At 41.1% G+C, this 12546-nt stretch carries 9 protein-coding genes; 6 read left to right on the forward strand and 3 right to left on the reverse strand.

What is annotated here, in order from left to right; genetic code table 11:
* Nucleotides 1–9 precede the first annotated feature (9 nt).
* From traF to F0228_RS22705, 6 genes are all read left to right on the forward strand, one after another.
* Nucleotides 10–855: a conjugal transfer protein TraF gene (traF, locus tag F0228_RS22680; RefSeq protein ID WP_171762818.1), complete on the forward strand. Its 846-nt coding sequence runs from the start codon at nucleotides 10–12 to the stop codon at nucleotides 853–855.
* 2 nt (nucleotides 856–857) lie between these two features.
* Complete coding sequence (locus F0228_RS22685; RefSeq protein WP_171762819.1) at nucleotides 858–2222, forward strand: conjugal transfer protein TraH; 1365 nt, start codon at nucleotides 858–860, stop codon at nucleotides 2220–2222.
* A gap of 5 nt (nucleotides 2223–2227) precedes the next feature.
* Nucleotides 2228–5677 (forward strand): conjugal transfer protein TraG N-terminal domain-containing protein, encoded by a 3450-nt coding sequence (locus F0228_RS22690; RefSeq protein ID WP_171762820.1) that lies wholly within the window; start codon nucleotides 2228–2230, stop codon nucleotides 5675–5677.
* A gap of 64 nt (nucleotides 5678–5741) precedes the next feature.
* Nucleotides 5742–5942 (forward strand): hypothetical protein, encoded by a 201-nt coding sequence (locus F0228_RS22695; protein WP_171762821.1) that lies wholly within the window; start codon nucleotides 5742–5744, stop codon nucleotides 5940–5942.
* 3 nt (nucleotides 5943–5945) lie between these two features.
* Nucleotides 5946–6287, forward strand: a complete 342-nt coding sequence (locus F0228_RS22700) for a hypothetical protein (protein WP_171762822.1) — start codon at nucleotides 5946–5948, stop codon at nucleotides 6285–6287.
* Complete coding sequence (locus F0228_RS22705; protein ID WP_171762823.1) at nucleotides 6272–6670, forward strand: H-NS family nucleoid-associated regulatory protein; 399 nt, start codon at nucleotides 6272–6274, stop codon at nucleotides 6668–6670. The genes F0228_RS22700 and F0228_RS22705 overlap by 16 nt, the downstream gene beginning before the upstream one ends.
* Nucleotides 6671–6777: 107 nt before the next feature.
* Here the strand turns inward: F0228_RS22705 and mobF are convergent, their stop codons facing one another.
* From mobF to F0228_RS22720, 3 genes are read right to left on the reverse strand one after another with little or no spacing between them, the layout of a single operon-like run.
* Entirely contained in the window at nucleotides 6778–9732 is a 2955-nt protein-coding gene (mobF, locus tag F0228_RS22710) for a MobF family relaxase (RefSeq protein WP_171762824.1), read from the reverse strand.
* Between the two features lie 2 nt (nucleotides 9733–9734).
* Nucleotides 9735–11876: a type IV secretion system DNA-binding domain-containing protein gene (locus tag F0228_RS22715; protein ID WP_171762825.1), complete on the reverse strand. Its 2142-nt coding sequence runs from the start codon at nucleotides 11874–11876 to the stop codon at nucleotides 9735–9737.
* Entirely contained in the window at nucleotides 11869–12180 is a 312-nt protein-coding gene (locus tag F0228_RS22720; RefSeq protein WP_171762826.1) for a hypothetical protein, read from the reverse strand. Before F0228_RS22720 ends, F0228_RS22715 begins: the two co-directional genes overlap by 8 nt.
* Between the last annotated feature and the right edge of the window lie 366 nt (nucleotides 12181–12546).

The raw sequence follows: 12546 nt of genomic DNA on the forward strand, positions 1-12546 counted from the left end.
GGCTTAATCATGCAAGGAAAACTATTATTTTTGCTCTCATTTATGCTGGTCAGTCACTTAGCAGTAGCAAATCCCTCCCCAGCTAAAAAAGAACGGGGACGCTACTGGTACGAAGAACCTAAAGCAGATGAGCCAAAAGAAGAAGTTGCAGCGCTGCAACCTACACAAGAAACCTACTCCCGACCTGAGCTACCTCCTATGGCAGAGATCATGGAAATGCACCCTAAACAGATAGAGGCGCTCTATGATGAAGTGAACGATTACCACACGATGAAGCCGACCGTTGACACTGCCGTAGATTTACTTGTACTCGATAACGTATTGGCAAAAAAAATGCGAGCGGCGGCGGCTGTTAAGCAATTAGCCGTATTGAAGAACCCTGCACTGAGTGGTCAGTTCGAAAATCCTATCGCGCCAAGCATTAAAAATATTTCTAATCAAAAGCAATCAATGATTGTCCATGAACGCTTAATTAATGACCGTGAAGAGTTTGCATTTATTGTATTCACTCAACCCTCTTGCGGTGCTTGCAAGATATTCAGAAACACACTGGGTTTGTTCCAAGACAAATACGGTTGGGGAATCAAAGAATACAACATTCACGATAACATTGAGTTAGTAAACCGCTTTAATGTTTATGGCACACCCACAACCATCTTAGTTCGAAGAAATAGCGATGATTGGATACCCGTTGCGCAAGGCGCTGAGCCATTCACGAATCTAGTAAAAAACACTTCTCAAGGTGTGAGGCTACTACGTGGTGAAATCACACCGGAACAATGGTTCACCAGTGATGTGCAAACCGATAGCTATTTCGATCCATCGTACACGCCTATCGAGCTTAGAAGGAACTAAATATGAAATTCAAAAGTATCACTCTATCCATGTTGATAACCGTTAGTGCTCCTAGCTTTGCAGGTGGTTGGGTTGAAGATTGGGTAGATAATGCCGTGTACTCTGGCGCGGATAGTTTTCAAGGGCGAGAAAGAACATTCCTCAGTGGAGGAAATTTTGCGTTAAGGAACAAGGTAAAAACTGATTACCCTATCACTATCTCTCCTCCTAGATTCAGTGCTGGCTGTGGGGGTATTGACGGTTTTATGGGGGGGTTTGCCTTTCTCGATGCAGATTATTTAGGCGATAAGTTGCAATCAATGATCACTGTCGCCCCATATATTGCAATTGATATGGCGTTGAAGTCTATGTCTAAAGAAATGTCTGATACGTTAAAAAATGCTGAGCAAATCATTAACGCTCTAAACGGTATCCAAATCAATGAATGTCAAGCAATGAAACCCGTTGTTTCTATGGCGTTTGGTGAGGGAACAGGTCAAGACGTTGTTGATACGTGGGGCGAGATGCTAAACACTCAAGCAATCACCGACAATACAACTCGATTTTGGAATGAGTTTAATAAAGACACCAACGCGAATGATGGTCGCGCTCCCTCTGGTTCAGACCTGACAAAAGAAATAGCTCAATGCCCTGCCAACGTTACGAATCTGTTTAAAGAGGGTTCGCTAATTAAGAATGTCTCAAAAGCAACGGGCATGGATAGCTATGCAGATCTGATTCGAGGATATTTAGGTGATGTGCAAATAAAATATGACACTGTTGTTCAGGGGATCTCGATTGAATCCTGCCCTAACAATGCCAACTCTATTGAGGGCTTCTTGTACGGTACAGGACAAGAAAAACTCGAAGATGGCACATGTAAGGCGATTGGTAAAAGCTTATACTACTCTATTTATGACACGTTGGGCGTAATATCCGACTCTATCCAAGATCCTGATACAGTGTTACCAGCTAATGCGCAAGACCTTATCAAACGCTCTCAGCTTCCTATTGTGCCCATGCTAAATGCAGGTCTCCAATTGGGTGCGGCAGACCATATCAAAGCCAGCATTGCGGAAGTGGTCGCATTAAATTATGCATCAATGGCAACAAGAGACTTTTATCAAAATACCTACGAATCATTAAGACGTTTACAACAGACTCTTAAGAATCCATCCGATGAAGGAAAGCGTTGTAACTTTCAGGTGTATGTTCAACCAGCAGAGTTAGCAAAAGACCTTTTAAAAGAAGCACGCGATTTTAAAAAGCAAATTGATTCGGAATTGACGGCTAGAATCAATGTCATTAACCAAAATCAGCAGTTTGTAGAGCAATTCTTGCGACTGAAAAAAGAAGCGGCGAGTACCGTTACAAGCATTAAGGAGTGATCATTATGTGGAAGAAAATCGCTATATTCGCTGCAATGATGGTCGTCTCAAACCAATCATATGCTTTTGTAGATATGGACTATTATACGCATGGTTCGTTTCAAGAGACAGTCGATGCTTTTAAACGCGCTGCGTTATTTTTTAGTTTAACCGCCTCACCATTTCAAAGTTTGATATTTGCCTTTTTTGGGGCTGGATTAATTTCAGCCGTGTTGGTCAGTGCATACAGTTCAACCAGTAATGCACTGTCAGGACAGGCAGGTTCGAAAATGCCTGTCTTTCTCTACACAGCGATAATTGGTGCAGGAGTTGTCTCGGTGACAGTTGCCCCTAAAAACACAATCCATGTGTATGATCAAACGTTCAACCGATATGAAAGCGTTGGTAGTGTTCCATCGATTTTAGTTCTAGCCGCAGGGGTGGCTAATTTGGTGACTGAAACCTATAAGGAGCAGTTGTCAATATCTACGGCGTATCCCTTTGGTGAACTGACTAACGGCTCTCCTTTCCAGTTAATTAAGACAGCGACTAATTCCCCCTCTAAGTTCTACAGCAATTACTTGATGCAATCTCTTGGGAACTATTATGTTGATTGTGCGCCTACTGCTAACGCACTTGGGAATGTGAATATAGACACAATGAAGTCTGGCACAACAAGTTTAATGAGCGAATTGGCGAAGATGAAACACAACACGATTTACACAACATACTACAGTAGCAGTGTACCTAGTGGTGAATATATCAGTTGCGGATCTGCATACGATAAAATAGCCATTCTCATGAACAACCCTACCACCTTTAAACGTCATTTTGACGAGATGTGCTCTCAACTTAGACTTGATCCCAATAATGCGGTAGATGCGTCTACATGCCGTGGCATGATCGAATCAACCTTTCAAACAGCGTATAACGTTGCTGGAACAAATTACACAACCGCCCTACAAAACGTATTGGCTGCTTCGGCTATAGAAAGAGCAATTGAAACTGGCAATGTGGAAGATGCTGTAAAAATCCAAGCAAATCGAACACAAGTTGCAGAAGCGGTCGGGGTATGGACGATAGCCAACGAATATATACCAACCATTAAAGGTGTGATGTTTGTGCTTATCTTGGCATGTACACCGTTCTTACTTTTGGCATGTTTAACGCCATTGATGCCGACTGCTCTCAAAACATACTTCTCGCTATTTGCTTTTTATATGCTCTGGGAAATATTAGACACGAGTGTTGTGTATATGTTCGAAGATCAGTTAATGGCTGTGATGCACGATCTTCAAACCTCAAAAATGGGCTTAATCAGCATGTGGAGTAGTCCGACTGATAGCATGAAAGCGTTAGCCCTATTGGGTCAACAACGCTCAGCCGCTATTACCTTGGCTACCTTTATCGCGGTTGCTCTTTTCCGTGTAAGCGCTCATGCATTAGCTGGTATCGCTTCAAAAACAGAGGGGAATATTGAAAATACTGGTGAGCAACTAGGTAAGGATTTCAATATTCAGGAAAACGCGGGACATAGAATGACCGACATGGCGGCAGGTAACGCGAGTCTTCAAACACTTCGAAACACTGGCGGTCATGATGGGTATGTTAGTGGTGTCAGTGCGAATACCACTGCGAACGTTCGTAGTGGACAGCTTTTAGCTCAGTCAGACTCAGTAGAACTCGCGGCGCAAGGTTCGGCGTTTCATCAAATGGAAAGCGGCGAAACTGCGCAACGTCTTGGTGATGAGTTTGGGGGTATGAGTGGTGCTGCAATGGCAATGGGTCAAGCTAATGCTACCAAACAAGCTGCTTCGTCTATCGCTACGAACACAACACCTAATGCTAAAGAGAAGTTAATTGCCAGTGAACAACACAGTTTAGGTCAAGGCAAGGGGTACATGGAGGCTAGAGCAAAAACGGGAGCAAGTATCGAGGAAATGGGCGCTTACGCCTCTTCAACTTCTGCCACTCAAGCGATGTCAGAAAAAGGCACTCTACAGCAAAATGGTATCAATCCACTAGATGCTTACGAAAGACAAGGCGATTTGGAAGCTGGTCAGAAAGCAGGTGATAAACGTTATGTTGATAAGAATCCAGATCAAGCGTTCGACACTGCACAACAGACAGCATACAATCAGCATATTCAACAAGGTGCAAATGTGGGCGCAATTAGGAATCTAACACCTAACCCTGAGACGTATTTCAAAGGTGCTGAGACTAAGAATGTTGCAGACGATGTGGCACATTATGAATTAAGAGAGCAACTGTCCAACACGTTCAATGCTAATGACGTTGATGTTGCTAGAATGCTGTCAGGTAATCAGAGATTAAATCTAACAGCAGATCAAGTTGAAAGTGGTTATCAAGCTGGTTTGATTAAAGAGGATGCTTATAACCTTGGAATGGCAAACAATGGCTTAGCGCTTGAATCGGATATGGTTGTAGATAATGGGGCATTAAGAACTAACAAAACCGCCGCTCTTAGTGGGGATGCCGTGCATTCTGATAACTCCACTAACTTTGATTCGTCATTTGTCCAGAATTCAGGTTACACGGTAACGGATGAGGTTAGAATTAATCAGGGTGAGAATACTGAGAATGCATACAAATCAATGCAGGATGAAAATTCACTTCGTCTAATTGGTCGTTCTGCTTCTCAAGGAGCACCAACGCTAGGGCATCAGCAACAAGCAATTACACAAGCAATGGTGAAAGTAGCATCGGACGGTATTGGAGACACAATACGTCAAACCAAAGAAAACAGCTCTGTGGACTCTAAAATTGGAACTGCATCCGTTGGTTGGGGGCTTCCTGACTGGATTACCGGAATTGTTGGGGCAAGTGGTGGTGTAGATCTTCGTTATGACAAAATGAATCAAGACTCACTGGAAAACACTATGGATACGTTCCGTTCTAATTACTTGAATCCAGCTAACAATATGATTTGGGAGCGCGTCGAACATGAAGTTGCACAAGGCGTAATTGATGAAAAGCAAATGCCTGAGAAATTCTATGAATATGCAGCAGATCACCACCAGTATATTGCTGAAATTATGGATGGTGTTAAAGCGAACCCATTAGATCAGGTTGGTGCTCAACCTTGGCAAAATGAGACTATGGCGTTGTTTTATAATTGGGAAAAGGAACAGTTTGGTGATGTTTCATATACTAAACCGATTGATAATAACGACAATAGTAATAATAATGTCAAAAGTGAGACGAAAGATAGCGTAATGCCTTATCAGACGTATACTTCACCTCAAGCGTCTTCAACCTACGGTATGGCTATGGGTGGTTACGGCTCAGGTGGTTATATTGAAGAAGCTCAAAAGCAAAGAGAAGAAAGCAACGCCAAATCGTTTGAGCACAAAGCTAGATTGCGTAATGAGGTGAATGCAGCTAACTTTAACAAGCCACCTATACCGCAAGGGAATTTTGGTTGGGGAACTAGGGAGTTTCCACCAAAGAAATAGAGATTGAAAAACAACCAATGATTATATAAAATAAAGGCAATAAAAAGCCTAAAGGAGAAGTAAAATGAATGCAGAAACTCAAGTCGTCATTCTTGCTCTGGTTGTAATTGTACCAGCAGCTATCTTTTGGGCTTTCAATAAAAAACCGGATGACACTCAATCAGATAGCGTAAAAATGAGCAAACCTCGTGATAAATCACCTCGCAAAAAAAGAGAAGATTTTGTGAGTGATTATTACCTAACTGGTCGTTTTGGGAAGCGCTAATGTATGAGAAAGGTTCTTTATTTTTCTTCTATAGTGGCTTTATTTTTTTCTCCATCTGTTTTTTCCGTGCAGTTTAATGGTCAAAACGAGTCTGAAAAGCTCCAATATATAGCCGATGTGAATAAGCGCTCTCCGCATGAGGGCGCAATTTTGTATCAAATGGACGGGTACTACACATTCCAATGTGGCGAATCAGCCTCACTTAACCAACTGCTTCAATTAAAGAAAACGAAAAGTTTTCAATCTCTTGTGGTAAGATCCCAAAAAAATGAACTGTATGGTATCAATACGGTCATGCAAACATTCAAAGAATTTAAAGAAGAACTACCATGCAAGAATTTGTAAAACCATTCCATCACATAAAGACTCTTCGCTCAGCGTTAAAGTCGGTAGACTCTAGCGAGTTGCAAAAATTCATTGATAAAATGAATGTGATTCTTCAAGAGAAACAAACAAGTGAAAAAGAAGAAGAACAACGCCGCCGCGAAGAAAATAAAAAGCTAAAACAAGCTTTGTCTGAGGTTGACAAGATTTTGGAATCCACTGGATTTGACATGGAAGACTTGGTAATAGCTAAAGCGACCAAACGTAGAGTTCCTACTCATGTTTTGCATAAGGATGGTAAAGAGATCTTCTATGTGGGAACTGGTAGGATGCCGAAAGAGTTTGAAGAGTATGTTAACAGTGGTGGAAACCTAGATGATTTAAAAATCAAAAAGGAGCGGTGATATGAACTACTATTTGATTCTTTTGGCTAGCTTAAGTGGATTTATGATTCTTTTGGGAGCTGCAATCTGGGTAATGAAAACCAAGACTACACTCCCTAAAGAAGAGATTACCGACTGAACCCTTTCCTGAAATTGACTTTCTGAGACTGTCGAATCTCTTTTGATTTGGTTTTATCCTCTTTAGAGGTGGCTGAGTGATTCTTAGTCGCCTTTTCTTTATGTTTCGATTCTTCAACGTTCCGCGCAAAGGTGCTCTTTAATAGATCAGCCTTAGCTCTATCAGTAGCGTGTTCAAGCGCAGACTGTTTATCACCAGATCGTGCTGCCAGCGCACCAATAAGGTGTTCCTTGCTCTTGTTCGTGTAGATATGAACAAACTCTTTCATACGGGATAGCTTGACGTAAAAGCTTTTCTGGTTAACAAGGTTTCTACGATGAAACTCAGACATCATAAACACACGCTTTGCATCAAGACCTTGAGATACAAAAGCTGTCTTAACGTAATTGTAATCAAGAGTATGAGCATCGTTATCGTTTAAGTTGATGGTTCGTGTCGTCCCGTTTTCATACTTTAACGTCACTTGTCCTGTTTGAGCATTTATGTCAGCTATAATGCCTCGCTCCCCATTGCGGTTTTGTCTGTCGGTCTTAGTCCATTTAAACTGTTCGCCAAGTGAGAATCGTCTTTGTTTTACATTGAAGACTTCAACGCCACGTTTCGCTTTTCCAGCAATCGTGTTTGGGTTCCAAGTCATTCCTCCAGCTTTCCATTTGTATGAAGATAAATCAGCAGGGTTGACTAGAAGATGAACAGGCACGTCTTCCAACTTCGCTAGATGCACTGTCTCGATGTCGCTATCTGGTTTGCCTACAACAACAAACCTCTGTCCCTCTTTTACTCCAAGACGTTTAAAGTCTTTCTGGAACTCAACCACATGACCAACTTGATAAAAGCGTCCATAGGACTTTTGAGCGTCACTAAACCGACTGTTAGTTAAGATGTGCAACTTGTGATCGTCATTACCAATTTCACCTCTCTCTGCTTTGAACTCATGAATAGCTTCTGATGCCGTATCGCGGCTGGCAATATCTGGAATAACAATCAAAGATTCATCTCGTTCTTCCTGTGGTAACTTTTGCCAATCTTCAATTAAATCGCTAACACGAGCGTCCGTTTTTGTTCGGGTGTGCAGCAAATCAAAAACTTTTTTATAATCACGGTCAATTGCTGACTCTACAGCTTTGCGCCCTTGTTCTGTTTTCTGACGCATAATTTCAGCCATTTCGACACTGCTCATCCCATGCTCTATGAGTAGGCTAAATATCTTGCCCCATTCCACAGATCCTAATTGGTCAATGTCTCCCTGAAAAAGAACACGGGCGTTATCTTCACGGGCTGCTTTCATCACGTCATGAAAGTGTTGCGCATTCGCTAGACTGGCTTCATCAAGAACCCAAAACTCTTTTTTCTTCGGCTTAGTGCGTCTCGATTTACGTTGTACCTGTTTGCGTGTTTCACGTTTATGCAGAAAAGAGTCAATCGTGTGCGATTCAATGCCCGATTCAGCTTGCAGTTTTTTCGCTGCTTCACCAGTTGGAGCCATACCTTTCATTACATACCCTGCCCCCTCAATCATTTGCTTTAGTTCTTTTTGCATAAAAGTTTTACCAGTACCGGCACGACCATTAACACCGATGAATTGATCGCGTGTTGATAATGCTAAAGTAAAAGCCTCTGCTTGCCCTTTGGTGAAGCCATGACTAAACCCTTGCTCTTTTGAGCGTTGTTCAACTAGTTCAATGTGAGATTGAATTTGTCGTTCATTGTAAAGTGGATTAAAAGCCCCTAAGCCACCACGACAAGCGTTAATAATGCCAATTTCGGTATCTAGAGCCTTAGTTGTGACAAGGTAGTGTCCTTGTCCTTTAATGGATGTTAAATTGGAGTCAAAAATAACACCCTCTTTTTTTAGTTGCATTAGGGCTTTCATGTATTCTTCTTGAGTATTGCCACCTAACGCATGTTGGTGAGTGAACTCTAAAAGCTCTGGCATCTTGAAAGCGGCTTCGAACTGGCTAAAGTGGTCGATGGAAATTGTTAGTGCTTGTTTGGCTTGCTCAATTCGTTCTGACTTAGGCTGAATATGTTCTTCGTAGTTTCGCTGTTTAAGGTGTTCAGGAATGTGATTATCTGGCTTGAAGTCGTGTTGCTCAGCTTCTTCATGCCACATGTTTTTACAAGTGGCTGAGTTTGCTTTGATTTTACTATTTCGAGTGAGCAAAGCGGCGCGTTGCATTTGTTTGCCGCCGTGCAAATCCATTTCAATTGCAACTTGCTCTATTTCTTCTCGGCGCTTAGAGAATTGCTTAATTAATGAATCGGGAACGCAAGAGAGTTCGAACGTACCATCCTTACCTTGCGTCAGTTCATAACCCAAACGCTTACAAGCTGTAGCTAACTCGTTCCTGTATAAAAGTCCCATTTTTAGCATGTTATCAAACATGGGTTTAGTTTCGAGACTGCGAAACTTGCCCTCGTCAAGAGCCATGTTAAAAACAAAGTTGTGACTGTGTAATTGGGGATCGAGCAATCGAGATGTGCCATGTTCAAAGGTTGCATAAGCAAGCCCCTCAACCTTTTGCAATACATTTTTATCTCCAATTGTTCGTCTAACAAAAGCGAGATTTTCTTCAATGTATTTCATCGTTTCCTCAACTGCTTGACGGTGAGCTTCAATCAGTCGGGTATCTCCATTCTCCATCAGAGCCATGATAGAAACGGATTTTGGTGCGCTAAAGGTCAAGTCCCAACCAGGTCTATGTTCGAACTTATCTCCAAGCTTTCGACCTAGTTGAATTTCATCATTGACTCGACCATCGAGCAATTGGTCAAAGGTCTCTCGATCAAATTGCTTACCAATGCCTAATTTTTCAGATAAGGAACCGCCGAAAAACTGTGTCAATTGGCTTTCAGTTTCGTCATTACCTTTGGTGTAGTAGTCCCCTTGGGTGTAATAGCTCTTAGCGTGACCGGATGATGTTGAACCATAAATTGTTAACATACCTATAGCCCTCTAGTGAACATTGATTGCGTATCTCGCTGTTTTGTCTCTTGTTGCTTGTCCTCCTGCTTGTCATGAGGCTTTTCATTGTTCTCTTTTGGTGCTTCTTTAATGTTTTCCTTACTTACAGGAACACCCTCGGAGGAGTCAGATTCAGTTGTATTTGCTTGTTTTTTTCTAAGGTTATCCATAAATTCGGATGGGGCGGTAATGCCTACTATTACATCATCGTTATCAACTTTAGAATGCGCCATTTTATGAGCAGTAGTGCCATATTGAGGGACGTAGTTTGTTGTGTGAACTTCATTTTTTACTACTGGTCTTACTTGAGGTTTGTCAGGCGAAAAAGCAGAAGCGATCGCAGCTTCATCTAGTTCATCTAACGGAGATTGCTGACCTTTATCCATAGGCATGAAAGGTAGGGCTACTTCTTCATACTTAGGGTATTTCTGTGTGAACTTAAGCAATCCGTAACCACGACCAAAGCGAATGTAACCTTGTAAGTCCGGTAAGTTGACAATTTCCGAAGGAGTAACCAACACTCGCTCTTTTCTGTTTTTATTCATGTTTAGCGAGTCACGAACATCAGCATGACCAACTGTTAAGTTGTCATTAACCTCCTGAATTTCTTCTTTCATTAGTAACTTGCTAGACCATTCCGCGCCGTCTGGTGAGTTGTTACGGAAGATAACATAGTTACCTATAGAACCTGTCAACTTCTCAGCCCCTTTGTTGCCATAAATATCCTGTATTTGAGCTGAACTTTGAGTGCCTAAAAGCGCATTGCCGCCAAACTTACGAGCTTCACTTAAATAGGTATCAAGAGTTGTTAACTTTTGAAGAGATGCTAACTCATCAATTACTAAGTTGAATCTCAAGTTCTGTTTATGGCTATCGCTTGAACGTTCCAATATTGTCTTTGAATATTGCTCCGCCCATACAGTTATTAATGGTTTAAAGAGATCGATTTCAGATGCTTTTACTGGAATGAATATCCAAGAGTCACTGTCGCTTTCTACCCAATTTTTGAAGCTGAATATTTGACCACTTTCACGCTGCATGTATTTCAATGGTTCAATGTACGTTGTCAATGTTGACCTTATACTTGCTGCCATTTTTTCAGAGTTCATGTTAAACACTGAACCAGCATCAGTTCCCTTAAGAATGGAAGCCATTTTCTCATCATCCATTCGAAGAAGAACTGTCATTAAGTGTTCCATGCTAGGCTTTGTTCCTCTGCTTAAATCAATTTCCGCAATCTTTTTACAAAGTGATTCAAACACAAGTCTTGCTGCCTGTGACCAGAAAGGGTCATTACCAACATCAGGGATTAGAGCTTTACTAATAGTTCTATACTGGAGTTGATCGTAACCCTCACTCCAAACAGTCCAGTTAGCTGTTCTAGCGTCATTTGGGTTGAGTATAATATCGACACCTTCACGATAGAATATTTTAGTGAAGTCGCCGTTCCTATCATAGATAAAACACCGACCACCTTGAGATCTTACTTGCTGTAGATATTCAATTATTGTCGCAGTTTTACCGACCGATGGAGCGCCAAGTAGTAGTATATGAGTGTTATCAGATTTTGGGGGTAGCTTATAACCTGCTATGGTTATGTTTGATGTTCTTCCAGTGTCTTTTTCTTCTTTCTTTACGAGCTTATTGTGTTCCTTTTCTGTGGCGAATTTAGCACCTCTTATAAAACTATCATCAGATTGCTTTTCGCCAAACCTACTGATAACAAAGAACCACATCCCATATAAAAAGAAAGTTATAAATCCAGAAGCAGTAGCGATAGAAATACTTTGGTTTTTAAATGAAATCCAATGGTTTTTCATTGTTTGATTTGATTCAATGTTTTTCCAAGGAACTAAGGTTTTTCTACCGTCTTTGTATGTAATTTCTGTCGTAACATCCCCATTGAAAAAGTAGTTTGTATTAAGTGAAGATAATGCCCACTTCACGCCATAATCTCGGTGAATTTCGGTTGTAACATAGTAGCAACCTAGCGCGGTAATAATCATCCATGCATAGACAAACATCATGAAGTTTTTCTTGATAACTCCAACTGTCATAGCAAAGAAACTAAAGAAGAGTTGCCCCCCTCTCATGAAGTTAAAAACGCTACCTTTACTAGCCATTATCTACTCCTAATGATTTCAATATTTCAAGTTCATCTTCATATGCTTTTTCGAAAACTTCTGCCGCTACGCTTTCACCAAGCTGTGTGCTTATGTAACGCTGGACTATGGTTAACTGCCTAACAGAAGACTTAAGCATTGTGATTGTTAAGTCGTTTATGAGCGCGTCTTTCTCTATAAAATCAGTCAATAATTTTTTTGCAGCAAGGTTAGAACTTATCCCCTCCTTTGTAGAAGTCTCCTTTATTATATCCAATACATGACCGCTGATTTTGAAAGCGATGTGCTCTTGATTTGATGACATATTATCGTCCCTCCTTATCTTCTTATGATAATCCAAAACCGTTAACCACACAAACTACAACAATATCAATCACTTAAAGCCAAAACATGAAGTTTTGTGTTAATCAAAAAATACGCAAAAGGTTAACCTATGTAAGTAACTGATTATAAACGCAAAATTAAGAAATAATATCACTAGCAGTTTACTGCGTAGGGTGTGATAAAAATATAGTAACTGGCTCGGTCAAACACAAATGAAAGATTACCTGCATACGTAAGAACTAAATTCCTCCCTGTTTTAGTAGAAGTGACTTCTAGCCTTGACCTCTTGTTTTATTTCACAACTTGCGGCGATGCTTATTGCAGTGTTATGCACATATGCATGGTT

Source organism: Vibrio sp. 99K-1 (assembly GCF_013114585.1).
Lineage (GTDB): Bacteria > Pseudomonadota > Gammaproteobacteria > Enterobacterales > Vibrionaceae > Vibrio > Vibrio chagasii_B.